The sequence below is a fragment of the Thioclava sp. DLFJ5-1 genome (assembly GCF_002020115.1).
GTDB classification, from domain to species: Bacteria; Pseudomonadota; Alphaproteobacteria; order Rhodobacterales; family Rhodobacteraceae; genus Thioclava; species Thioclava sediminum.
On sequence record NZ_MPZU01000001.1, the window covers coordinates 711,959 to 735,780 of the forward strand.

The following is a 23,822-nucleotide window of genomic DNA, read 5'->3' on the forward strand; positions in this document are numbered from 1 at the left end:
AATCCCCGCAGGGATCACGCTGCGGTCGGTCCGCCCTTATCGCCGCCGCCACCGCGCCGATTGCGCCCTTCGACCAGCCACGCGCCCACGGTCAGCAGGGCCGCCAGGATCAGCCAGGCCCAGGCGGGCAGCAGCGGCTGCACCCGGATATCGGTCGTGGCCGTGGCACCACGCGGCGTGATGCCGATCCAGCCGCGCCCCGATGTCGGGCGACCCGCGCGCACTTCGCGGATGGCGGGCACCCCGTCCTCGAGCCGCGTCACGCCGCCATTCGACGCCTCGACCACGGCTGAGAGGGGATCGCCGCTGGCGATCGTCTGCTCGAACTCGCGCGGGCTTGCAGGCCCCATCGCCACGACACGTTCGAGATCGCCGTCCTTGAGGCGGTAGAGCCCCGCCTCGGGCGCGGTCCAACGCGCGGTGAAGCGGCCGGGTGCTGTCTCGGTCAGCGGCACCTCTTGCGTCGAGCCATCGGGTAGCGTCACGGTCACCGGCGGCGCGGTGTCTTCCATCGTGCGGCGGATGATCCGCATCGAGAGCGCGCCGGGATCGATCTCGGCATAGAGCGCCTCTTCCTCCAGCTCGGGTTCTTTCATTTCCCAATGCGCGATGCGGCGCAGCAATTCGAGCTGCGGCCCGCCGCCGTCATAGCCGCGATCCCAGAGCCACGCCTGATCCGAGGCCAGCAGCGCCACGCGCCCCTCGCCTTCGCGTGAGAGCACCAGAAGCGGCTTGCCTTCGGCGCCGGACATGACCACCTCGCCGGTGGGGTTCGTCAGTTCGATCTGGCGCAGCCAGTGGCCCCAATGCGGGCCGTCTTTCTCGGCGGCCGTATCCTCGCCCTCGGGCGCGGGGGCGCCTTCCAGCCCCGCAGTCACCGGATGGCGCAGCCCCAAATCGGTCGGGCGCGGCAGGAAGCTTTCCGACATCACCCGGCCCGTCGGACGCGCGGGCATGATATCGCCAAGGCTCGTCTGATAGAGGCTCTCGACGGTCGCGAATTCCGGACCGGCGGCCACGAGGATCGCCCCGCCGCGCTCGACGTAATCCTTGATATTGTCGAAATACGCGGACGGCAGAATGCCCCGCGCGCCATAACGGTCGAAGATGATCAGATCGAACTCGTCGATCTTGTCGACGAACAGTTCCTGCGTCGGGAAGGCGATAAGCGACAGTTCCGTCACCGGCACGCCGTCCTGTTTCTCGGGCGGGCGCAGGATGGTGAAATGCACCAAGTCCACCCCCGCATCCGATTTCAGCAGGTTCCGCCAAGTCCGCTCGCCCGCATGGGGCTGGCCGGAGACCAAGAGCACCCGCAGCCGGTCGCGCACGCCGTTGATCTGCACGGTCGCCACATTGTTGCGATCGGTCAGCTCGCCCTCGGTCGGCGACAGCGTGAACTGCACCACGTTCTGCCCGCCATGGGTCAGCGTCAGCGGCAGTTCCAGATCGCGGTCGGTGCGCACCGTGTAGCTTTTCGGATCCTTGCCATCGATCGAGATGGTCAGATCGGCCGTGCCGCCCGCGCTTTCGGGCACGTTGCCCATATCCTCGACCTTGAGGCGGATATCAGTCTCTTCCCCGATGATCCCGAAGGACGGCGCGGTCTCGATCAGGATGCGACGATCCCAGTCACTTCGCTTGCCGGTCAGCAGCACCTGCAGCGGCGCGGGCAGATCGGGGGCGAGCTGCGCATCATGTGCCTGCCCGTCGGTGACCATCAGCGCGCCTGCGACCCGTGCGCGCGGCTCTGCGGCGAGCGCCTCGGCCAGGGTCGAGCCCAGTTCGGTGCCCGCATTGTCCGCCCCGTCCGGCACGGTGATCCGGCGCGTCTCGACATTGGGCATCGCGTCGAGCTGCGCCTGCAGACGTGTCAGGGCGGTATCGGTCTGCGCAACACGATCCGAGAGTTTCTGCGACGAGGAACGGTCGTCGATCAGCAGCACGATATTGGACAGCGGCGCGGTCTGTTCGCGCTGCAAGGAGGGCTGCGCGATCGCCGCCAGCAGCACCAGCGCCGCCAGCGCCCGCAGCGCCCAGCCTTTCAGCCCGCGCCACAGCGCAAGCGCCAGCAGCACGACCGCCACCACGCCTGCGCCCGCGATCACAGGCCACGGCAGAAGCGGTGCGAAGATGATCGACATCCCGTTCATTGCCCCAGCCTTTCGAGAAGCGCAGGCACATGGACCTGATCGGATTTATAGTTGCCGGTCAGCACATGCATGATCAGGTTCACCCCGAAACGATCCGCGATCTCGCGCTGACGCTCGCCGGTGCGGCCACGGCCCACGGGGAACATCGGCATCCCGCGATCGTCGACGGCCCAGGCCGAGGCCCAGTCATTGCCGCCGATCACCACCGGCGTCACCCCGTCGTCATTGAGGTTGCGAAACGGCATCCCCTCGGCGCGTTCGGCATCGGCGGGCGGGGCCTCCACCCAGATCGTGCCGTCGTAGCGGCCGGGGAAATCCTGCAGCAGGTAGAAGGTGCGGGTCAGCACGTGATCGTCCGGGATCGGCGCAAGCGGCGGAATGTCCAAGGGGGCTGCCAGCGCCTGCAAGCGCTTACCCGCAGGCGTCGCCTCGCCGAAGCCCGCGATATCGGCGTCGCGCGTGTCGAACAGGATCATGCCGCCGCCGCGCAGGTAGCGGTTCAGCTTGGCATATTCCATCGGGCTCGGCGCGGGCTGATCTGCGGTGATCGGCCAGTAGATGAAGGTGAAGACGGCCAGATCGTCGTTCTCGAGGTCGACCATCATCGGCGCGGAAGGCTCGACCGTAGTGCGGCGATTGAGGACCTGCGACAGCCCCTTCAGCCCCGCCATGGACACCCGGTCCACCTCAGCATCGCCGGTGGGCATCGCGGCCAGAACCACGTTGGACGCAGCCTCGATCGCACGGGCGGGATCCATATCCTCGGCATGGGCTTGCGGCGGTGCGAAGCTGGCGAGGATCAGGGCGGCTCCAAAAGCGGCGGCTTTCATCGCGCGCGGCCCCCATAGCTTGCCCGAGAGCGCCAGCGTCGCAAGAATATCGATCAGCAGCGCCACCAGCGCCGCGCCCAGCAGCCAGCCTTTCAGCGGCATTTCGCGCTGCTCGAAGGCCCCTTCGACGGGGACATTGGCAGGCCAGCTGGCCGGGGACAACGTCGCGCCGCGTGGAAGGGCGTTCAGCGCGACCGAGCGATCCTCGGCGGTGTAGATGCCCGGGCGCAGCTTCGGCCCCGGCTCGGCCTTGGCCAGTTCCTCGCCCGGAACGCCCGCCGCCGCGCCTGCGTCCTGCAGCCGTCCGAACCCGTCGAGCAGCTTCTGCGGCACCCAGGTCTGGCCTGCGAGATCAGCCTCTTCGGGCGCGGCTGGCCGGGCCGAGACCGCGAGCCGTTCCAGCATCTGCGGGAACAGAAGCGACAGCGGCAGGGTCGACCATTCGGCATTCGCGGTGACATGGAACAGCACGACCGCCCCCTGCCCCATCTTGGCGCGGGTCACGAGCGGCGTGCCATCGGTCAGCGCGGCGATGGTGTGCTCGGAAAGGTCCGGCGTGGGCTCGGCCATCACCTGCGCCTTCACGGTCACATCGTCGGGCACTTGCAGCCCGGCGAAGGGCGAGTTCTCCGGGAAGGGCGCCAACGCGCGCGGATCGCCCCAGCTCATCGTGCCGCCCAGCGAGCGGCCGCCCGCGCGCAGCTGCACGGGCAGAAGCGTATCGGCATCGAGATCGGCATTGGCCATGCGGGGCCCCGCGAAACGGATCAGCAGCCCGCCCTTCTCGACCCAGTCGTGCAGCTTCGATTGCTCGGGCAGATCGGCCATATCGGCGAGGATGATCACGTCCGGATCGGCGGTCAGCACATCGGCCAGCGTGCCCTCGATCAGGTCCGCCGTGGGGGCGAGCGCCTGATGCAGGTAATGGGTGGGCGAGAGCAGCTCCAGCCCCTCGCGGTCGCGCGCGCCCGACAGGATCGCGACCTTGCGGCGCTTCACCGCGTCATCGGTCAGGCTGACGGCGCCTGCCGAGCGCATGCCGGTGATCTCGATCCGGGTGATGCGGTTGCGCAGCTCGGGCGGCAGATCGAAGCGCAGCTCGGTCTCGCGGCTGTCGGTGAATTGCAGCGGCTGGCTGGCCAGTTCGCGCTCGATCCCCGCCGGGTCGCGCCCCACGGCCGCGACATCGCGCGGGCTGGGCGGGATGGTTGAGGCGAGCGCAGGCACGACGAGCGCGCCGTCCTCGATCCGCGCCGCCCCTAGCGCCAAGACCGGCAGTTGCGGTTGCCAGACCTTGACCGGACCGCGCGCCTCCAGCGCAGTCAGAACGCCCGCGCGGCTGTCGCGGGCCAAGCCGTCCGACAGCCAGAGCGTCTCGAAATTCCCCTCGGGCAGGTTTGCTGCATCGAAGCTCTGCGGGGCCCAGGGCTGCGGCTGGATACCGGGCAGCGACTGGATCAGCGCGCCCGCATCCGTGAAACTTACCTGCGCGGGCGGCGGATCGGCCAGCGAAATCACTGCTGCGGGACGTCCCGCCTGCTGCGCATCCTTCAGCGCCGACGTCATCCGCTCCACCCGGCGCGGCCAGTCGCGCGCGGAGGCCCAGCTACCGTCGGCCACGATCAGGAGCGGCCCGGTGCCGGGCACGGCCCGCTGCGGGTTCAGGACCGGCCCGGCAAAACCGATGATCGCGGCGGCCAACGCCAGAAGACGCAGCGCCAGCAGCCACCACGGCGTGCGCGCGGCCTGCACTTCCTCGTCTTTGAGGCCCAAGAGCAGCGCGACGCCGGGAAAACGCCTGCGGATCGGCGCGGGCGGCACCGCGCGCAGGATCAGCCAGATGATCGGCAACGCGGCCAGCCCCAGCAAAAGCCAGGGCGCGGTGAAGCCGATGGGGCCAAGCATCCACATCAGCGCCCCCTCTCGAGCGCGGAGTAAAGCCACAGCAGCGCAGCCTGCGCCGGATCGCCCGTGTGATGGGTCGAGAATTGCCAGCCCGCGCTGCGCGCCAGCCGGGCGAGCTGATCGCGCCGCGCGGCCAACCGGTCGAGATAGCGCGAACGCAGATCGCCCGCCTTGCGGGTCTCATGGATCAGCGAGCCCGTCATCGACTGGAAGATCGTGCGACCGTCATAGGGGAAGTCTTCCTCGTCGGGGTCGAGCACCTGCATCATCACGCCCGACACACCACGATCGGCCAGACGCCCCAGCGCGGCTTCGATCGGTCCGAGATCACCGAAGAAATCCGACAGCAGCACCACGCGCGATTGCGGCGTGACGCCTGCGATTTCGGGGGCGCCGTAATCCTGCACGCCCGCCTCACGCGACAGAAGGCCTGCAAGCTCCATCAGCTGCGCGCGGCCCGGACGTGGCGGTGCGAGCGGGCCTGTCAGCCCCACGCGTTCGCCGCCGCGCACCATCAGCACCGCAAGCGCGAGTCCCAGAACACGGGCGCGCTCTGATTTGGTGACGCGCGCATTGCGCCCACTCTCGGCCCCGGTGAAGCGCATCGAGGCCGCGTCGTCGACCCAGAGATGGACCGATTGCGCCAGCTGCCATTCCCGCTGGCGCACATATTGGCTATCCGAGCGCGCCGAGCGCCGCCAATCGACGAAGCGCAGCTCGTCGCCCGCATGGGCGGGACGGTATTGCCAGAATTCCTCGCCCGATCCCGCGCGCCTGCGGCCATGCGCGCCCATCTGGACGGTCGCCGCCAGATGCTCCGCCGCGACCAGCAGCGGAGGCAGCGCAGAGGCCGCCCCTTCCGCCTCGCGGCGCAGGCTCAGCGCGGGGGACTGCCCCGACGCTGCGGTATCGGAGGTTACGCTCAAGCGGCGGCACCGGCGGCGCGCGGCCCGGTGACCTCTGCCACGGCGCGGTCGATCAGATCGCCCAAAGTCTCGCCACGAGCGCGGGCCGCGAAGCTCAGCGCCATGCGGTGGATCAGCACCGGGCGCGCCATCGCCTGCACGTCCTCCAACGTCGGCGCGAGGCGGCCATTGATCAGTGCGCGCGCCCGCACGGTCAGCATCAGCGCCTGCGCCGCACGCGGCCCCGGCCCCCAGGCCAGCGCATCGCGGATGAAGTCAGGCGCCTCGGCCTCGCGCGGACGACACAGTCGCACCAGATCGAGGATCGCATCGACGACTTTCTCGCCCACCGGCATCTGCCGCACAATCCCCTGCGCCTCGATCAGTTCGGCCGGGGTGAAGACGGTATGCGCACCTTCCGCCGAGACGCCGGTGGTCGCCAAGAGGATCGAGCGCTCGGTCTCGCGGTCGGGGTAATCGACATCGATCTGAACGAGGAAACGGTCGAGCTGGGCCTCGGGCAGCGGATAGGTGCCCTCCTGTTCGATCGGGTTCTGCGTGGCGAGGACGTGGAAGGGCGGGCCAAGCGGGCGATGCTCGCCCGCGATGGTGACCTCACGCTCCTGCATCGCCTGCAAGAGCGCCGATTGCGTCCGGGGCGAGGCGCGGTTGATCTCGTCGGCCATCAGCAACTGGCAGAAGACCGGGCCTTCGAGGAAGCGGAATGCGCGGCTGCCATCGGGCGCGGTTTCCAGAACTTCGGAGCCCAGAATATCGGCGGGCATCAGGTCGGGCGTGAACTGGATGCGGTTCGAGCCCAGCCCCATCACGGTGGACAGCGTCTCGACCAGAAGCGTCTTGCCCAAGCCCGGCAGGCCCACCAGAAGCGCATGCCCCCCGGAGAGCATCGCGGCCAAAACCAGCTCCACCACCTGGTCCTGCCCGATGAATCGCCGGTCGATCGACGCGCGCGCCTGTGCGAGCTTGCCGCCAAGTCGTTCGATATCTTCCATCAGCTTTTCGGGCTCGGCCATGACATTCTCCCCGTTGATGCCTATCTTTCCCAGCAAAGCAGATATCCACGCTCCGACCAACGGCCAAATTTACATGACGGATCACAAACAGACAGTTTCGACCCCTTCCCCAACGGCAGACGGGCTTGCCGATGCCGCCAAGAAAGCCAGCAAAAAGGGCCCGCCGCCCGTGCATTTGTGGGATCCGCCCTTCTGTGGCGATCTCGATATGGAGATCCGCCGGGACGGGACATGGTTCTATCTTGGCACGCCCATCGGCCGCGAGGCGCTGGTGCGACTGTTTTCATCGATTCTGAAACTCGAGGACGGGAAATACTATCTCGTCACCCCGGTCGAGAAGGTCGGTATCCGGGTCGAGGACGCGCCTTTCATCGCCGTCGATTTCACAACAGAGGGCGAAGGTGACGACCAAACGATTCGCTTCACGACCAATGTCGGCGACGTGGTTCTGGCCGATGCGGAGCACGCGATCCGGGTGAAACATAGCGAGGATGGCGAGCCCCGCCCCTACCTGCATGTCCGGCGCGGGCTGGAGGCTTTGATCGACCGCAAGAGCTTCTACCGGCTCGTCGATCTCGCCGTGACGCGCGAGCATGAGGGCGAGGCGTGGACGGGCGTGATCTCGGCGGGCAGCTTCTTCCCGATCCTTCGCGCCGCGGAGCTGTAACGTGCCGAAATTCGCGGCGAACCTGACCTTCCTCTTCACCGAACTGCCCTTCATGGAGCGGTTCAAAGCGGCGAAACAGGCCGGGTTCGATGCGGTCGAGGTGCTGTTTCCCTACGACGCCTCCGCGCAGGAGATGCGCCACGAGTTGATCCGTCACGACCTGAGCTTCGTGCTGATGAACGTGCCGCCGCCGAATTATACGGGCGGCGGTCGAGGCTTTGCCGCCGTGCCGGGGCTTGAAGACCGCTTCCGTCGCGATTTCGACCGCGCGATGCGCTTCGCGGATATCCTGAAGCCGCGCGTTATCCACATCATGGCGGGCAAGGCCGAGGGCGCGGAGGCCCGTGCGACCTATATCGAGAACCTGAACTGGGCGGCGGCGCGCGCACCGAAACGGCGCCTGACGATCGAGCCGATCAACCCGATCGACATGCCGGGCTATTTCCTGAACGATTTCGATCTCGCGGCGGAGATTCTCGATGCGGTCGCCGCCCCGAACCTGCATCTGCAATTCGACGCCTATCACGCGCAGATGCTGACCGGCGATGTGGCGGGAGCTTGGGCGAAACATGGTCACCGTGCGGCCCATGTGCAATTTGCCGATGCCCCGGGGCGCGGCGGCCCCGGTTCGGGCAAGATCGATCTGGAAGGTTTCTTCGCGACGCTCGATGCTGACGGCTACGAGGGCTATGCGTCAGCGGAATACACCCCGCAGGCGGAGACGCGCGAAACGCTGGGCTGGCTTCCGCGCTAACTCAATGCGCCGGATGGCCCGCGTGGGCATGATCTGAGTGCCCGTGATCTGCGTGCCCATGATCTTCGTGGTCGTCATGGTCCGCGTGATCGGCACAGCCCAGGCTCGCGCTTTCCGGCTCCAGCGTCGCGTGGTGGATGCCGAACTGATGCGCCAGCATATCCTTGGCCCGCGCGATGACCGTGGCATAATCCCGCCCCTCGTCCAGCACCAGATGCGCCTCGACGGAGACGCGCTTCTCGTCGATCTGCCACAGGTGGACGTGGTGCACGCTCGCGACGCCCTCGACCTCGCCCAGCGCGCCCTGCACCTCCGTGCAATCCTTCTCGGGCGGCGCGCCCAGCATCAGGATGCGCAGCACCGGTTTCAGATCGGTCGCGACATGCCACAGGATGAAGACCGAGATGCCGATCGTCAGGATCGGATCGACCAGCCGCCAGTCGTAGAGCAGGATCACGATACCGCCCACGATCACCGCGACGGAGGCCCCGGCATCGGCGAGGTTGTGCAGGAAGGCCGCGCGGATGTTCAGGCTGTGCTTGGAAAGCGCATAGGTCAGCGCGGCCGTCGCCAGATCGATGATCAGCGCCAGCGTCGCCAGCCAGACCACGATCCAGCCATCGACCTGCGGCGGGTGAATCATCCGCCCCACGGCCTCGACGACCAGCCAGACCGAAATCAGGATCAGCGCGATGTAATTGACGAAGGCCGCGATGACCTCGGCGCGCGACCAGCCGAAGCTCATCGCCGCATCCGCCCCGCGCTTGGCCAGTTTGCGCGCCCCGAAGGCCAGCACCAGCGCCGCCGCGTCGGAGAAGTTATGCACCCCGTCCGCGATCAGCGCCATCGAGCCCGCGATCGCCCCGCCGAAGACCTGCGCAAAGGTAAGCACGACATTGACGACCACCGCCCAGAGCACACGGTTGTCACTGGCATCGTCCAGATTGTGGTGGTGGTGATGATCGTGGGGCATGGGCGCTCTTCTCGGTTCTCGGCGCCTGAGGCGCGGTTGGGACGCTCCGCGGGGGATATTTGGACCAAGCCGAAGACCAAGCGTGCAATTCGGCTTGGCGCAAATATCCCCGCCGGAGGCATGCGCAGTCTCAACATTGCCGGGCGGCAGGGTCAATGCGGGACGGTGTCTCTGCGCGAATGAACACACAGGTTTGTGCGTTGCGTGCTCACGTCCAATCACCAAAATGCGAGCGACTGACTTTCCGGCCCAAGGAGGAGACCCGATGATCCCCGCCCGCTACGCGCATTTCATTTTCAGCCTGATCCTGTCGGGGATCATGTCGTTTCTGGTCTCGGGCATCGCGACCTACCGCGCGACGGGGATGGTGGAAGACTTCACGGCGCTGTGGGTGGCAAGCTGGGTGTCCAGTTGGATGCTCTCCTACCCGTCAGTGCTGATCGTCGCGCCGTTTGCACGGCGCGTGACCAATCTGTTGGTGCGCCAGCCCGCGGCTCAGTGAGCGGCAGCCCAGCTATCGCCCTGCCCCGCATCGACGACGAGCGGCACCGAGAGTTTCATCACAGGCTCCGCCGCGCCTTCCATCGTGGCCCGGGCGGTCTTGATCAGGTCGTCGATCGCAGCCTCCTCGACCTCGAAAATCAATTCGTCATGCACCTGTAGCAGCATCCGCGCGGGGATGCCTTCGATCGCCTCGGGCATCCGCACCATCGCGCGGCGGATGATATCGGCCGCTGCCCCCTGGATCGGCGCGTTGATCGCTGCGCGCTTGGCGAAGCCTGCCGACGGTCCCTTCGCCCCGATATCGGGCGTGTGGATTTTGCGACCGAAAAGGGTCTGGACGAATTTGTGCTCTTTCGCGAAGGCCACGGTGTCGTCCATGTATTTGCGGATACCGGGGAAACGCTCGAAATAGCGGTCGATGAAGCCCTGCGCCTCGGCGCGCGGGATGCGCAGGTTGCGCGCGAGACCGAAGCCGGAAATCCCGTAGATCACCCCGAAATTGATCGCCTTCGCCTGGCGGCGGATTTCGGGCGTCATCTGATCCAGCGGCACGTCGAACATCTCCGACGCGGTGGCCGCGTGAATGTCCAGGCCGTCCTTGAAGGCTTCGCGCATCTCGGGAAGGTCCGCGACATGGGCGAGGATGCGCAACTCGATCTGGGAATAGTCGAGCGAGACGATCTTGCAGCCGTCGCGCGCGACAAACGCCTCGCGGATGCGGCGACCTTCCTCGGAGCGCACGGGGATGTTCTGCAGGTTCGGATCGGTCGAAGCCAGACGCCCGGTATTCGCGCCCGCGATAGAATAGGAGGTGTGAACGCGGCCCGTATCCGGGTTCACATGGGTTTGCAGCGCATCCGTATAGGTCGATTTCAGCTTCGAGATCTGCCGCCAATCGAGCACCCGCGCCGCCAGCTTCGCAGCCTGCGGGTTGGTGTCCTCCATCGTGGTCACGTCTTCGAGCACGTCCGCCCCGGTGCCATAGGCGCCGGTCTTGCCCTTCTTGCCGCCCTCGACGCCCATCGTGTCGAACAGGATTTCGCCCAGCTGTTTCGGCGAGCCGACATTGAAGGGCTGGCCCGCGATCTCGGCGATCTCGTCTTCGAGCTGCGCCATCTTCTGCGCGAAAGCGTTGGACATGCGCGACAGCACCGAGGCGTCGACCTTTACACCCGCCATTTCCATATCGGCGAGCACCGGGACCATCGGGCGCTCCAGCGTCTCGTAGACGGTAGTGACCTGTTCGCGATGGAGGCGCGGCTTGAACTGCTGCCAGAGGCGCAGCGTGATATCGGCATCCTCGGCGGCGTAGCGGGTGGCCTTGTCGATCTCGACCTTGTCGAAGGTGATCTGGCTCTTGCCAGAGCCGATCAACTCCTTGATCGGGATCGGCTGGTGATTGAGGTAGCGATCCGAGAGCGCATCCATCCCATGGCCATGCAGCCCCGAGAACATCGCGTAGGACATCAGCATCGTGTCGTCGATGGGCGCAACGCGGATGCCGTGGCGGGCGAAGATCTTGAAGTCGTACTTCATGTTCTGGCCGATCTTGAGGATCGCGGAATCCTCGAGCACGGGCTTGAGCAGCGCGAGCGCCTCTTTGAGGTCCATCTGCCCCTCGGCGCGCTCGGCTCCGCCGAACAGATCGCCTTCGCCTTTGCTGTGCCCGAGTGGCAGATAGGCCGCTTTCCCCGCCTCGATGGCAAGCGACACGCCGACCAGTTCGGCCTGCATCTCGTTGAGCGAGGTGGTCTCGGTATCGACCGCAACCCAGCCCTTGGCGCGGGCCTCATCGAGCCATTGCGTCAGCGTCTCGGCGTCGCGGATGCAGACATAGCTTTCGGGGTCAAAGGGTGGCTGCTCGACCTCGGGCGTAGCGTTGTCATGGCTCGCCGGCACATCCGAGACTTCCGGCGCAGCCGGCGGCTCGGCACCGAATTTCTCGGCCACGCGGCGGGTCAGCGTGCGGAATTCCATCTCGTTGAGGAAGCCCATCAGCGTGTCGACATCCGGCTCGCGGATTTCCAGATCGTCGAGCGTGAATTCGATGGGCGTCTGATCGTCGAGCGTCACCAGCTGTTTCGAGAGGCGAATCTGGTCGGCCTTCTCGATCAGCGTCTCGCGGCGCTTGGGTTGCTTGATCTCGGAGGCGCGCTCCAGCAGCGTGTCCAGATCGCCATATTCGTTGATCAGCAGCGCCGCCGTCTTCACGCCGATCCCGGGCGCGCCGGGGATGTTGTCGACCGAGTCGCCCGCCAGCGCCTGCACGTCGATCACACGCTCGGGGCCGACGCCGAACTTGGCCTCGACCTCCTCGACGCCGATGGCGCGGTTCTTCATCGCGTCGAACATCTCGACGCCGCCGCCGACGAGCTGCATCAGGTCCTTGTCCGAAGAAATGATCGTCACACGCCCGCCCGCCTCGCGGCCCTGCCGCGCCAGCGTCGCGATGATGTCGTCGGCCTCGTAGCCCGCCAGTTCCTCGCAGGCGATGTTGAACGCCTTGGTCGCGTCACGGGTCAGCGGGATCTGCGGGCGCAACTCCTCGGGCATCTCGTCGCGATTGGCCTTGTATTGATCGTAGAGGTCGTTGCGGAAGGTGTGGCTGCCCTTGTCGAAGATCACCGCCGCATGGGTCGGCGCGTCCGAGCCCTTGGCATCTTCGATGTATTTCCACAGCATGTTGCAAAAGCCCGCGACCGCCCCGATCGGCAGCCCGTCGGACTTGCGCGTGAGCGGCGGCAGCGCGTGATAGGCGCGGAAAATGAAGGCCGAACCGTCGATAAGATGCAGGTGACAGCCTTTGCCGAATGCCATTGCGAGAGCCCTCCTTCGCGCGTTGGCCCCGGTTGTGCCACAGGGGGGTGCGGAGGGGAAGAGGATCGGGGAGGCTGGAAGCGGAGGGCCGCGCCCGACCTCCAAGGGATCAAAGCGCCCACCCGGGGCTCGGGTGCGTCCCTCATAGCGAAGCGCCCTCTTGTCAGAACCCCTGAAATCCCCCATCTCAAGCGACAACCGCAAAGGATCGAACCGATGGATTATTCCAAAATGGGTGGCGCAAGGCCGCCGAAGAACACGCCCAAACATGCCGAGCACAACGCCTATGGCAGTGACAAGACGCCTTACGGGAAGAAAGACCCGAAGGCTGCGCTGCTCGAACGGATGAAGGCGGCGGCGAAGAAGGATAAGTGAGGCGCGGCAGGCAGACCGGTGCCTAAAGCTGATCTTCCAGCGCCGCGGCCCCGGTCATCATCTGAGCCGAGACCTTGCTGAACAACTCGGCCCAGTCGGAGGCCAGTTCGGGCGTCCAGTGATCGCCCAGCTTGGCCGCGAGGCCAGCGATCACTGCCTCTGACAGCCAAACGTAATAGTCCGGCTCGGCTCCGAAGAGCACATGCATCTGGCCGAGGCCGGGCAGTTCCAGCTCCTGCTCCTCGGGTGGATCGAGCGTGGAGAGGATCACCTCCATCATCGCGGCATATTTCAGCTGCTGCCCGCCTTCGCTGTTGGGCAGCACCTGATCAAGCTCGGGATGGACCGCGAAGAGCCGCGCGAAGGCGTCGCGAAACAGCGACGGATCCTCGAAGTCGAGCCGCGCCGCGCTGGCTTTCACCCGCGCCGCACGCTCTGCTGGCAAAAGTGGTTCAGTGATCGTCATGCGCGTGATCGCGGTCGATCACATATTTCTTGTCGCAATAGCCGCATTCGACGAAACCGGTGTCACGCGGGATCGACAGCCAGACGCGCGGATGACCCAACGCCCCCTCGCCGCCATCGCAGGCGACCTTCCAGGTGGTGACGACCTCGGTCTCGGGTGCCTCGGGGGCATTAGGCGAATGGGTGGCAGTCATGGATGCTCCGTCTATATAAGGCACGAAAACCGCGCCCTGAATTTGGGCTTCATTCTAGCAATCGCGAAAGGCGGGGCAAGTTGGAACAGCAGGCAATCGAAGTTACCGGGCTGCGCAAGACCTATGCAGGCGGCAAGAAGCAGGAACCGAAGGAAGCGCTGAAGGGGCTCGACCTGTCGATCCCCGAAGGCTCGATCTTCGGGCTGCTTGGGCCAAACGGGGCGGGCAAGTCGACGCTGATCAATATTCTTGCGGGTCTGGTGAAGAAAACCGACGGGCGCGTCGTGATATGGGGATTCGATCAGGATGTGAACCCGCGCCAGTCGCGCGCCGCGATCGGGGTGATGCCGCAGGAGCTGAACATGGATCCGTTCTTCACGCCGCGCGCGGCGCTGGAGATGCAGGCAGGCCTCTACGGCGTCCCGAAATCCGAGCGCTGGACCGATGAGATTCTCGAACTGGTGGGGCTGTCGGACAAGGCCGAGGCCTATGCGCGCAACCTTTCAGGCGGGATGAAGCGGCGGCTTCTGCTGGCCAAGGCGCTGGTGCATCGGCCGCAGATCCTAGTACTGGACGAGCCCACCGCAGGCGTCGATATCGAGCTGCGCGCGATGCTGTGGCGCAATGTCCGCAAGCTCAACGAGCAGGGCATGACGATCATCCTCACGACCCACTACCTCGAGGAAGCAGAGGAGATGTGCGACGAGATCGCGATCATCAACAATGGAGAGCTGATCGTGCGCGACACCACGCCAAACCTGCTCAAGCGGATGGACCGCAAGGCGCTGGTGGTCGAGCCGCGCAATGAGGTCAGCCAAGAGATTCGCCTACCCGAAGGCGTCACCATGGAGACCCGCCCGGGCGGGCAGATGGCGTTTTCCTATTCGCGCACCGACACCTCGGCGGAAGATATCCTCGATGCGCTGCGCGCCGCTGATGTCGAGATTCGCGACATCGCGAGCGAACAGCCGGGGCTGGAGGAAGTCTTCGTTTCGCTGACCTCGAACCGCTAAAGCCCGTGGCTGCGATCGTAGGCGTTGGGCGCAGGCGGCGCCCAGCCTTCGGGCGCTGATTTCGGACGGTAGATTTCGACGCCCAGCGGGTAGCAGGCCGCCGTATCCGAGCTGTGCTCGGACGAGCAATCCCCGCCCGGACAGGCCGAGAGCACGCCCAGCAGATCGGTCTCTGCGAAGAATTCGAGGTAATCGCCGGGGCGCACCGGGCTCGCCTTCATGAAATACTGCCCGGTGTCTCGGGTGAAGCCGGTGCACATGAAGACGTTGAGCACGTCATGCACCAGCGCCTCCGCCTCGCGCAGCGGCAGATCGCGGGCTACGGCCAGCGCACGGGTCAGGTTCGAATGGCAGCAATGGTGATACTGCCCGCCATCTGACAGCAGGCAATGCGTGTAAGGATCGCAGCGCGTCCCGATCACGTCATGGACCGAGCCGCCGAATGCGTCGATGCCATACCAGTCGAGCGTATCCTCGGTGATCGTCGCCAGCGGGCGCATCGTCGGAAAGCCCGACCACATCCGGTCGCCGCGGCTCAGATGCGTGCCATGCAGCGCGCGCGTCTTGCCGGAATAGAACCGCTCGGACAGGTCCGCCGAGAACAGGTTCAGATCGCCCACCTGCGGCCCCTCGACCGAAGCGATGCGGAAGAAATGCCCGGCGGGCACGTCGAAGGCCAGCGCCTCGCGCGGGGGCACGCGCAGATCGGCGACCTTCTCCCAGCCCTCACGCGCGGCGCGATAGGCGGACAGGTCCGGTGCGGGCAGCGCATCGTTCGGGTAACAGATCACCGGGGCGATATCGCGGCGGGCTTGGGCGTCTTCGGGCGCGGCGTGCTCGGGCGTCGGATGCATGGGGCTCCCTCCTTGTCGCGGCCACTCTGCCCTGCCCCGACCAAGAGCGAAAGGCGCAAAGAAAAACCCCGACCGAAGCCGGGGTAGTCACGACAGAACTATTCGGGAGGTCACCGCTCAAGCCGCGGTGTAATACTCGTACATCAGCTCGACCGCTTCGAGACCGTCGGTATTTTCGGTCTTCGCGGTCGGGATGAATACGGGCGTGGACTTCTCAGGGGTGTAGTAAGCCAGATGCTCTTCGGCCACCTGGATCGGTTGCGCCCCTTTGGGGAATTTGACGATGTCGACCATGGAACTCTCTCCAGTCACGTTTCGAGTTCCTCCCTGCCACCCGATTTAGGGATTTTTCCGCGGAATCAAACCCAAAATGCTGCATGTGCGATATGCATTTGCCGCAACGCAGCAAAAAGGGCGGCTCGCGCCGCCCCTTCCACAAATCGTTGAGGGTGAACCATAGGCTCACCCCAATATATGCATTGGATCAGACGACCCGGTTGACCTGCATCCGCTTGATCTCGGCAATCGCTTTCGCCGGGTTCAGACCTTTCGGGCAGGTCTTGGTGCAGTTCATGATCGTGTGGCAACGATAGAGCTTGAAGGGGTCTTCAAGCTGATCGAGACGCTCAGCCGTCGCTTCGTCGCGCGAGTCGATGATCCAGCGATAGGCGTGCAGCAGCGCTGCCGGGCCGAGATACTTGTCGCCGTTCCACCAGTAGCTCGGGCAGGAGGTCGAGCACGAGGCGCACATCACGCATTCATACAGACCGTCGAGCTTCTTGCGGTCTTCGATCGACTGACGCCATTCCTTCTCGGGACGGTTCGTCTTGGTCTCGAGCCACGGCATGATCGACGCGTGCTGGGCGTAGAACATGGTCAGGTCGGGGATAAGGTCTTTCACCACCGGCATATGCGGCAGCGGGTAGATCTTCACGTCGCCCTTGACCTCGTCGAGGCCGTAGATACAGGCCAGCGTGTTGATCCCGTCGATGTTCATCGCGCAGGAGCCGCAGATGCCTTCGCGGCAGGAGCGGCGGAAGGTCAGCGTCGGGTCGATCTCGTTCTTGATCTTCAAGAGCGCGTCGAGAACCATCGGCCCGCACTTATCCATGTCGATGAAATAAGTGTCGAGACGCGGGTTTTCCCCGGTATCCGGGTCCCAGCGATAGATCTGGAACTTGCGGATATTCTTGCCATCCGGCTTCGGCCAGGTCTTGCCGACGCGGATCTTGGAATTCTTCGGAAGCGTGAACTGAACCATGGTTGGTCCCCTTTCCGTCAGTACGAATAGAGCGGCCGCGTGGGCATTCGGCCGGATTTTCTGAAAACGCAGGAGTCGTAGGCCGCAGACGGATCGCCCTGCACATAGGCCCCGACATTGAGCTCGACCTTCATGTTCGAGCGGAAGCCGTCACTGGTCACCCCCATGCCCGCCTCGCCCGAGATGGGCGGTTTGGGCGCGAACTGGGCGTAGCACTGGCGCTCGGCCTGCTCGACCGGAATAGGGCCGCAAGCGGCAAGGCCAAGCCCTGCCGCGAGAAGCCCATATGCCGGTGCGTGACGCATCAGTAGACCCGCTTCTTCGGCGCGATCTTCTTGATCTCGATCCCGCCCTGATCCTCGGGGGTCAGCGGGTCCATGTGGACCGGGCGGAAGGTCAGATCGACGTTCGCGCCTTCCACATGCATGATCGAGTGCTTGCGCCACTCGGTGTCGTCGCGATCGGGGTAATCCTCGTGGGCGTGCGCCCCGCGGCTTTCCTTGCGCGCCTCGGCGCCCACGATGGTCGCCAGCGCGTTCGGCATCAGGTTCTCGAGTTCCAGCGTTTCCATCAGGTCCGAGTTCCAGATCAGCGAACGGTCGGTGACCTTGAGATCGTCGAGCTTGGCGGCGACCGCCTTCATCTTCTCGACACCCTCGGCCAGCGTCTTGTCGGTGCGGAACACCGCCGCATCCGCCTGCATCGTGCGCTGCATCTCGAGGCGCAACTCGGCCGTGGGCGTGCCGCCATCGGCGTAACGCACCTTGTCGAAGCGCTCGAAGATCGCGTCGATCTTGGCTTTCGGGATGACCGGGTTGGACGCATCCGCGTCGACGACCTTGCCAGCGCGGATCGCGGCGGCACGGCCGAAGACAACGAGGTCGATCAGCGAGTTGGAGCCCAGACGGTTCGCACCGTGCACAGACGCCGAGCCCGCCTCGCCCACGGCCATCAGGCCGGGCACGATCGCATCGGGGTCGCCCTCTTTCGGGTTGATGACCTCGCCGTGGTAGTTCGTCGGAATGCCGCCCATGTTGTAGTGCACGGTCGGCAGAACCGGAATCGGCTCTTTGGTGACGTCGACACCGGCGAAGATCTTCGCCGATTCCGAGATGCCCGGCAGACGCTCGGCCAGAGCTTCCGGCGGAAGGTGGCTGAGGTTGAGGAAGATGTGGTCCTTGTGCTCGCCCACGCCGCGGCCTTCGCGGATCTCCATCGTCATGCAGCGCGAGACCACGTCGCGCGACGCCAGATCCTTATAGGTCGGCGCGTAACGCTCCATGAAGCGCTCGCCTTCGGAGTTGGTCAGGTAACCACCCTCGCCGCGTGCGCCTTCGGTGATCAGGCAGCCGGAGCCGTAGATGCCGGTCGGGTGGAACTGCACGAATTCCATGTCCTGCAGCGCGAGACCGGCCCGCGCGACCATGCCGCCACCGTCGCCGGTGCAGGTATGGGCCGAGGTGGCCGAGAAATAGGCGCGGCCGTAACCGCCGGTCGCCAGCACAACCATCTTCGCGTTGAAGACGTGCATCGTGCCGTCGTCGAGCTTCCAGCAGACGACGCCCTGACACTGCCCGTCATCGGACATGATCAGATCGATCGCGAAATATTCGATGTAGAACTCTGCGTTGTTCTTCAGCGACTGACCGTAGAGCGTATGCAGGATCGCGTGACCGGTGCGGTCCGCGGCGGCACAGGTGCGCTGCACGGGCGGGCCTTCACCGTATTCGGTGGTGTGGCCGCCGAAGGGACGCTGGTAGATCTTGCCCTCTTCGGTGCGCGAGAACGGCACGCCGTAATGCTCGAGCTCGTAGACGGCCTTGGGGGCGTGACGCGCGAGGTATTCCATCGCGTCGTTATCGCCGAGCCAGTCCGAGCCCTTGATCGTGTCGTACATGTGCCACTGCCAGCTGTCCGGGCCCATGTTGCCCAAGCTGGCGGCGATGCCACCCTGTGCGGCGACCGTGTGCGAGCGGGTCGGGAAGACCTTGGTCACGCAGGCGGTGCGCAGGCCCTGTTCGGCCATGCCGAGCGTGGCGCGCAGACCCGAGCCACCGGCGCCGACCACGACCACGTCGTAATTATGCGTTTCGTATTCGTAAGCAGCCATTATCTCGTCCCGTTCAGTTGCCCAGCAGAAGGCCGATGAAGACCATCTTGCCGAGTGCATAGAGTGCGGTCGCCATGATCACGTAAGCCAGCGAATGCATCGCGATCTTGGTCGCCTTTGCGGCGGTGCCGTGGATGTAGTCCTCGATCCAGATCTCAGTGCCCTTCGCGAAGTGGCGCATGCCGACGATCACGACCAGCGCGGTCAGGATGGCCGGGAAGGGCTGCGAGAAGGTCGTGATCACGGTCTGCTGGTCGGCACCCAGAGTAGTACCTACGATGTAGAGCCAGGTCGGGATCATGAAGGCGAGAGCCACGGCCGAGGCCGACATCCACCAGTGATGCTCGGGGCCGGTGCCCGAGGCGCCCTTGCCCACGGCGCGCTTGCGGTCGGTGAGGTAACGCATGAGGGCCTCCGTCAGAATTGGATGATGATGAGGGTCAGCACGGTCAGCACGACCGAACCGATGGTGCAGATCCAGCCGAGCATCTCGGCGGATTTGATGTCCATGTATTTACCCGCATCGAAGATCAGGTGCCGGATGCCGGCGAGGTAGTGATACCAGACGCCTAGCAGCGACAGGGTGAAGACGAGATCGCCGAACCACGAGGTCGCGATCGCGTTCACGAAGTTGAAGTAGTCGGGGCTGGTCGCGGCGGCGAGAAGCCACCAGACGAGCAGCAGCACGCCGACGATGATGCCGTTGCCGGTGATCCGCGTCATGATCGACGAGAAAGACGTCATCTGCGGGCGGTAAATTTGAAGGTGCGGGGAAAGCGGACGCTCAACCTGTTTCGCTTCAGCCATGATCGGTCCCTTTTCGCTGGGCTCGGCGCTCTCGTCGGCCTCGATGGGAGGCACGCGCTGGCGCGGAGCTGGCCGGAATTGGCTCTTTTAGTAGCGTAAATTTCTCCCAAGTCACGGGGGGCAAGGTTGAAAACCTGTCATTTGCGCATAAAGAACGGCGAAAAATTCACTTTGTGATCACATAATTTCTGTGCGTGATCACATGTTAACGCTCGCGGGCGCTCTGCCCCCGCGAGTGAGTCTCTCGAGACGAGTTCAGATCGGCATCAGCGCCCAGTAGTCGAGATCGAGCAGGACCTCGGGCAGGTATTTGCCGTCTTCTCCCTTATAGGCGAACTCGGGCGCGCCCTGCTTCACGGCGACCAGACGCAGACGGATCGCGCCCACGCCGGGCGCGCCGGTCTCGGCCTTGTCGAGCACTTCCGACCATGCCTTCACCGTATCGCCCGAGAAGCAGGGATTGGCATGCGCCCCGCCATTGAGCGCCACGATCATCTGGGCGTTCGCCAAGCCGTTGAACGAGAGCGCGCGGGCCATCGAGATCACATGACCGCCATAGATCAGGCGCTGGCCGTCCTCGCGGAAGGTCGCGTCGAAATGCACCTTGGCGGTGTTCTGCCACAGGCGCGTGGCGATCATGTGCTCGGCTTCCTCGATGGTGACGCCGTCCACATGGTCGATCTTCTCGCCGATGTCGTATTCGCCCCAGAGATGCGGCTCGCCCGCCAGATCGAAATCGTAATCGTCGAAGCTCAGCCCGTCCGGAATCACCAGATCCGCAGGCGCCACGACCGATGCCAGATCGGGCAACACGGTCTCGGGCGCAGGCGCATCCAGATCGCCTTTGCGCACCATCACCCAGCGGACATATTCCAGCACAGTTTCGCCCACCTGGTTCAGCCCACGGGTGCGGACATAGACCACGCCCGACTTACCGTTGGAGTTCTGCTTGACCCCGATCACCTCGCTCTCCGAGCGCAGCGTGTCGCCGGGATAGACCGGCTTCAGCCAGCGCCCTTCCGCATAGCCGAGATTGGCCACCGCATTGAGCGAGACATCCGGAACGGTCTTGCCGAACACCACGTGGAAGGCGATCAGATCGTCGATCGGCGAGCCCTCCAATCCGCAGGCCGCCGCGAATTCGTCCGAGGAATAGAGCGCATGGCGCGCCGGATAGAGCGCGTGATAGAGCGCGCGCTCCCCTTCCGCGACGGTGCGCGGGACGGCGTGACGGATCACGTCGCCCAGCTTGTAATCCTCGAAGAAACGGCCCGGATTGGTCTTGCCCATCATTGCTCTCCCAGCTTCATGTCGGGGTGATACTCCCCCTCGATCTCTTTGGTCACGGCCTGCGCGCAGCGCATCACGCCCTTCGCCTGATCGAAGGCGTATTGCGGATCGCCATGCAGCACCCAGCCTTTCGAGAGCGCGAGGCTCACTTTGTGGCAAAAGGCCGAGGTGTCGTCCTCGGTCAGAAGGCGGTAAATCTGCATATCAGGCTCCGAACGGGTTGTGGCCGAACCAGATATGGATCGCCGCGATCAGGCCGTAGAGGACCAGCGTGCCGACGATCCCGCCGATTTCCTTGCCCATCTTCACCTCGGGCGTGATCTTGGCGGGCTTCGACGCCTTGTTGATCAGGATGACCTCGACCACCGCCCAAGCCAGCAGACCGCCGAACAGGATGATCCCCGGCAGGGTCGGATTGACCAGCAGGTGGGCCAAGGCCCAGGTCTTCACGCCGGTCAGCTGCGGGTGACGGATCTTGCCGCTGAGCCAGAGCTTCATGCCCGAGACGGCGAACAGGTAGACCGCGAAGATCATCAACAGGTTGTTGATCCCCTTGAGCGCCGCGTTCGGCGTCCAGAGGTAGAAGACCGGATCGGCGGCGCGCCAGCCGACGAACATCAGAACGAGGCTGATCAGGAGGAGCGCGGCGACCATCGGACGCTCGGCCCCTTTGAGCGCGCGCCGGAAGCCCGGAAAGATCCGTTTTGCCAGATGTGCGAGCGACCAGATCAGGACGCCGAGGATGAGTAGTGCCATTGCGATTGCCTCTTAGCTGCCAAGCGCGGCAATCGCCTCCGCCTTGGCGAGGACTTGCCGCGCCGTGACGATATGCAGATTTTCGACGATCTTTCCATCCACGACCGCGACACCCTGCCCCGCTTTCTCGGCTTCCTCGAAGGCAGCGATCTGACGTCGGGCGAGGTCGATCTCGGCCTCGGAGGGCGCAAAGGCCGCATTGCAGACCTCGAGTTGCGCCGGGTGGATCAGGGTCTTGCCGTCGAAGCCCATGTCGCGGCCCTGTTCGCATTCGGCCTTCAGACCTTCGTCATCCTTGAACGCATTATAGACGCCGTCGACGATGTTCTTTCCATGCGCTTTCGCGGCCAGCAGGCACAGGCCCAGCCCTGGCAGCATCGGCAGACGGTCGGCGCGGAAACGACTGCCCAACTCCTTCGCGAGGTCGTTCGTGCCCATCACCATGCCTTCGAGCCGCGGATAGGCAGCGATATCGCCCGCGTTGAGCATCCCCAGCGCGGTCTCCATCATCGCCCAGAGCGGCACGCCCTGAATGAGATCGGCCACCGCGACAAGATCGGCGGGGGTGGAGACCTTCGGGATCAGGATCGCATCGACCTTGGCGCCGTTGCGGATCGCGTCCGCAAAGGCCAGCACATCCTCGCGCCCCCATTCGGTGTCGAGCCCGTTGATCCGAACGATCTTCATGCGCGGACCGTAATCTGCCTCGGTCAGCGTCTTCGCGAGCAGCGCGCGCGCATTGGCCTTCTCGTCGATCGCCACGGCGTCTTCGAGGTCGAAGATGATCGCGTCACAGGCAAGCCCGGTGGCCTTCTCCAGCGCACGCTCTTTCGAGCCGGGAATGTAGAGCACGGAACGGGTCGGGCGGGCCATTTGATTCTCCATCTCGTAATTTTCTTTCGCCAAATCGCACGAATGAGACAGAATCGGCAAGCCCAGATTTGCCGCAACGCAGAAAAATCACAACGTTCAGCGATACGAAGCCGCGACGTAAAGCTTTCTTGACAGCTAGGCCGTCACTCTTTGATGATGACCTCAGAGGGATCAAAATGCTGAACAAAACTTATGTGCTAACGCTCGGCTTGGCCGCAGCGATCGGCTTCGCACAGGCTTCTTACGGAGAGACGCGGGACCCGTCTGATCCGTCGCGCGCCTGCGGCAAGCGAGATGAGATCGTGGCCAATCTTGAAGCGAAATATCACGAGAGCCGCCGCATGGTGGCGCTCTCCGCGAATAACTCCGTGCTGGAGATCTTCGCAGCCGAGGCGGGCAATTGGACGATCATCGTCACACCGGCGGATGGCGTGAGTTGCCTGATCGCCTCGGGCGAGGCGTTCGAGGAACTCGACGGGACACTCAAGGAAAAGGACGCGGCGCTCTAGGCGCGCCCTCACCCGGTGATCGCTTGCTGGATCAGCTTCAGCGAGATCAGAAGAAGTGCCCAGATCACCACCTTGAAGAAGATCTCCGTGGGCATCCGCTTCACCAGCCAGACGCCAAGGAACACCGAGGCCGAGGCGGGGATCGCCAGGATCAGCGCGGTGCCGAGGCTGTCCCAGTTCACCTCGCCCAGCGCGATGAACGGTCCGAGTTTCGCAAGATTCACATAGGTAAAGAGAACCGTCGCCGTGCCCGCAAAGACCTGTTTCGGCAGATTCAGCGGGATCGTATAGGCCTGAAAGGGTGGCGCGCCGGAATGGCTGACGAAGCTGGTGAAGCCCGCGATGGTACCCCAGAACAGGCCCGGCGCGACTTTCGCCTCCTGCCGCGCGCCGTGCCGATGCCGGAATAGCGCGTTCAGCGCGAAAAGCGCGCCGATCACCCCCACCATCAGCGTCACCCAGCGTTCGGACACGACCTCGGCTGTGGCCCAGCCAATGCCGATCCCGATCGTCGTGGCCGGGATCATGATCGCGAGCACCCGCTTGTCGAAATGCTTGCGATAGGCCCAGAGACCGAACATGTCCGCGATGATATAGACCGGCAGCAACAACCCCGCCGCCGCGACCGGGTCCATCACGATCGTCAGGACCGGGACCGAGATCGAGGCCGCCATCGGGATACCGCCTTTCGACAGCCCCACCATCACCGCGGCGAGCAGCGCCAGCGCCCAACCGAGCAGGCTCAACTCCATTCGGATGCTCCCTTCCCTGCG

At 64.8% G+C, this 23,822-nt stretch carries 26 protein-coding genes; 6 read left to right on the forward strand and 20 right to left on the reverse strand.

Annotated features, from left to right (window positions below; genetic code table 11):
* Positions 1-14: 14 nt before the first annotated feature.
* Genes BMI86_RS03445 through BMI86_RS03460 form a run of 4 tightly spaced genes read right to left on the reverse strand, consistent with a single transcriptional unit; the run spans position 15 to position 6,827 of the window.
* Positions 15-2,153 carry a hypothetical protein gene (locus BMI86_RS03445; protein WP_078539760.1) on the reverse strand — a complete coding sequence of 713 codons (2,139 nt, stop codon included), beginning with the start codon at positions 2,151-2,153 and terminating at the stop codon, positions 15-17.
* Positions 2,150-4,894, reverse strand: a complete 2,745-nt coding sequence (locus BMI86_RS03450; RefSeq protein WP_078539761.1) for a DUF4159 domain-containing protein — start codon at positions 4,892-4,894, stop codon at positions 2,150-2,152. Before BMI86_RS03450 ends, BMI86_RS03445 begins: the two co-directional genes overlap by 4 nt.
* Positions 4,894-5,814, reverse strand: coding sequence for a DUF58 domain-containing protein (locus BMI86_RS03455; protein WP_078539762.1), 921 nt, complete (start codon positions 5,812-5,814; stop codon positions 4,894-4,896). The genes BMI86_RS03450 and BMI86_RS03455 overlap by 1 nt, the downstream gene beginning before the upstream one ends.
* Entirely contained in the window at positions 5,811-6,827 is a 1,017-nt protein-coding gene (locus tag BMI86_RS03460) for a MoxR family ATPase (RefSeq protein WP_078539763.1), read from the reverse strand. Before BMI86_RS03460 ends, BMI86_RS03455 begins: the two co-directional genes overlap by 4 nt.
* A gap of 73 nt (positions 6,828-6,900) precedes the next feature.
* Here BMI86_RS03460 and BMI86_RS03465 point away from each other — a divergent pair, with 73 nt between their 5' ends.
* The gene (locus BMI86_RS03465) at positions 6,901-7,494 is read left to right on the forward strand and encodes a DUF1285 domain-containing protein (protein WP_078539764.1); all 594 of its coding nucleotides are present in this window, start codon (positions 6,901-6,903) and stop codon (positions 7,492-7,494) included.
* A 1-nt stretch (position 7,495) separates the two neighbouring features.
* Positions 7,496-8,248 carry a TIM barrel protein gene (locus BMI86_RS03470; RefSeq protein ID WP_078539765.1) on the forward strand — a complete coding sequence of 251 codons (753 nt, stop codon included), beginning with the start codon at positions 7,496-7,498 and terminating at the stop codon, positions 8,246-8,248.
* A gap of 1 nt (position 8,249) precedes the next feature.
* Here BMI86_RS03470 and BMI86_RS03475 read toward each other — a convergent pair whose 3' ends face one another.
* Positions 8,250-9,221: a cation diffusion facilitator family transporter gene (locus BMI86_RS03475; protein ID WP_078539766.1), complete on the reverse strand. Its 972-nt coding sequence runs from the start codon at positions 9,219-9,221 to the stop codon at positions 8,250-8,252.
* Between the two features lie 265 nt (positions 9,222-9,486).
* Between BMI86_RS03475 and BMI86_RS03480 the strand changes: the two genes are divergently transcribed.
* Positions 9,487-9,723, forward strand: coding sequence for a DUF2798 domain-containing protein (locus BMI86_RS03480; protein WP_078519707.1), 237 nt, complete (start codon positions 9,487-9,489; stop codon positions 9,721-9,723).
* On the opposite strand, the gene polA is transcribed toward BMI86_RS03480, so the two are convergent.
* A complete protein-coding gene (polA, locus tag BMI86_RS03485; RefSeq protein ID WP_078539767.1) occupies positions 9,717-12,542 on the reverse strand; it encodes a DNA polymerase I in 2,826 nt (941 codons plus the stop codon). The two genes, BMI86_RS03480 and polA, sit on opposite strands and share 7 nt — an antisense overlap.
* A 216-nt stretch (positions 12,543-12,758) precedes the next feature.
* Here polA and BMI86_RS21175 point away from each other — a divergent pair, with 216 nt between their 5' ends.
* On the forward strand, positions 12,759-12,917 hold the full coding sequence (locus BMI86_RS21175; RefSeq protein WP_165757027.1) for a hypothetical protein: 159 nt from the start codon (positions 12,759-12,761) through the stop codon (positions 12,915-12,917).
* 22 nt (positions 12,918-12,939) lie between these two features.
* Here the strand turns inward: BMI86_RS21175 and BMI86_RS03490 are convergent, their stop codons facing one another.
* A complete protein-coding gene (locus tag BMI86_RS03490) occupies positions 12,940-13,383 on the reverse strand; it encodes a globin domain-containing protein (protein WP_078539768.1) in 444 nt (147 codons plus the stop codon).
* The gene (locus BMI86_RS03495) at positions 13,370-13,576 is read right to left on the reverse strand and encodes a zinc-finger domain-containing protein (protein ID WP_078519710.1); all 207 of its coding nucleotides are present in this window, start codon (positions 13,574-13,576) and stop codon (positions 13,370-13,372) included. The genes BMI86_RS03490 and BMI86_RS03495 overlap by 14 nt, the downstream gene beginning before the upstream one ends.
* Positions 13,577-13,656: 80 nt before the next feature.
* On the opposite strand from BMI86_RS03495, the gene BMI86_RS03500 reads away from it, so the two are divergent.
* Positions 13,657-14,589 (forward strand): ABC transporter ATP-binding protein, encoded by a 933-nt coding sequence (locus BMI86_RS03500; RefSeq protein ID WP_246831616.1) that lies wholly within the window; start codon positions 13,657-13,659, stop codon positions 14,587-14,589.
* Here BMI86_RS03500 and BMI86_RS03505 read toward each other — a convergent pair.
* The 11 genes from BMI86_RS03505 to BMI86_RS03550 form a co-directional block, all read right to left on the reverse strand.
* On the reverse strand, positions 14,586-15,443 hold the full coding sequence (locus BMI86_RS03505) for a DUF1989 domain-containing protein (protein WP_078539770.1): 858 nt from the start codon (positions 15,441-15,443) through the stop codon (positions 14,586-14,588). The genes BMI86_RS03500 and BMI86_RS03505 overlap by 4 nt on opposite strands.
* 117 nt (positions 15,444-15,560) lie before the next feature.
* Positions 15,561-15,737 carry a hypothetical protein gene (locus BMI86_RS21180; RefSeq protein WP_158522076.1) on the reverse strand — a complete coding sequence of 59 codons (177 nt, stop codon included), beginning with the start codon at positions 15,735-15,737 and terminating at the stop codon, positions 15,561-15,563.
* A gap of 190 nt (positions 15,738-15,927) precedes the next feature.
* Complete coding sequence (locus BMI86_RS03510; RefSeq protein WP_078539771.1) at positions 15,928-16,704, reverse strand: succinate dehydrogenase iron-sulfur subunit; 777 nt, start codon at positions 16,702-16,704, stop codon at positions 15,928-15,930.
* A 17-nt stretch (positions 16,705-16,721) separates the two neighbouring features.
* Positions 16,722-17,009: a hypothetical protein gene (locus tag BMI86_RS03515; protein WP_078539772.1), complete on the reverse strand. Its 288-nt coding sequence runs from the start codon at positions 17,007-17,009 to the stop codon at positions 16,722-16,724.
* Positions 17,009-18,814, reverse strand: a complete 1,806-nt coding sequence (gene sdhA / locus BMI86_RS03520; RefSeq protein ID WP_078539773.1) for a succinate dehydrogenase flavoprotein subunit — start codon at positions 18,812-18,814, stop codon at positions 17,009-17,011. The genes BMI86_RS03515 and sdhA overlap by 1 nt, the downstream gene beginning before the upstream one ends.
* Before the next feature lie 13 nt (positions 18,815-18,827).
* Entirely contained in the window at positions 18,828-19,220 is a 393-nt protein-coding gene (locus tag BMI86_RS03525; protein WP_078539774.1) for a succinate dehydrogenase, hydrophobic membrane anchor protein, read from the reverse strand.
* A gap of 11 nt (positions 19,221-19,231) precedes the next feature.
* A complete protein-coding gene (gene sdhC, locus BMI86_RS03530; protein ID WP_075776227.1) occupies positions 19,232-19,621 on the reverse strand; it encodes a succinate dehydrogenase, cytochrome b556 subunit in 390 nt (129 codons plus the stop codon).
* A gap of 255 nt (positions 19,622-19,876) precedes the next feature.
* Positions 19,877-20,911 (reverse strand): MaoC family dehydratase, encoded by a 1,035-nt coding sequence (locus BMI86_RS03535; protein WP_078539775.1) that lies wholly within the window; start codon positions 20,909-20,911, stop codon positions 19,877-19,879.
* Positions 20,911-21,114: a DUF1737 domain-containing protein gene (locus BMI86_RS03540; RefSeq protein ID WP_078539776.1), complete on the reverse strand. Its 204-nt coding sequence runs from the start codon at positions 21,112-21,114 to the stop codon at positions 20,911-20,913. The genes BMI86_RS03535 and BMI86_RS03540 overlap by 1 nt, the downstream gene beginning before the upstream one ends.
* Before the next feature lies 1 nt (position 21,115).
* Positions 21,116-21,667, reverse strand: a complete 552-nt coding sequence (locus BMI86_RS03545) for an NnrU family protein (RefSeq protein ID WP_078539777.1) — start codon at positions 21,665-21,667, stop codon at positions 21,116-21,118.
* A 12-nt stretch (positions 21,668-21,679) separates the two neighbouring features.
* Complete coding sequence (locus BMI86_RS03550; protein ID WP_078539778.1) at positions 21,680-22,552, reverse strand: CoA ester lyase; 873 nt, start codon at positions 22,550-22,552, stop codon at positions 21,680-21,682.
* Between the two features lie 164 nt (positions 22,553-22,716).
* Between BMI86_RS03550 and BMI86_RS03555 the strand changes: the two genes are divergently transcribed.
* Positions 22,717-23,049, forward strand: a complete 333-nt coding sequence (locus tag BMI86_RS03555) for a hypothetical protein (protein WP_216644087.1) — start codon at positions 22,717-22,719, stop codon at positions 23,047-23,049.
* 8 nt (positions 23,050-23,057) lie between these two features.
* On the opposite strand, the gene BMI86_RS03560 is transcribed toward BMI86_RS03555, so the two are convergent.
* Positions 23,058-23,801 carry a sulfite exporter TauE/SafE family protein gene (locus BMI86_RS03560; RefSeq protein WP_078539779.1) on the reverse strand — a complete coding sequence of 248 codons (744 nt, stop codon included), beginning with the start codon at positions 23,799-23,801 and terminating at the stop codon, positions 23,058-23,060.
* Between the last annotated feature and the right edge of the window lie 21 nt (positions 23,802-23,822).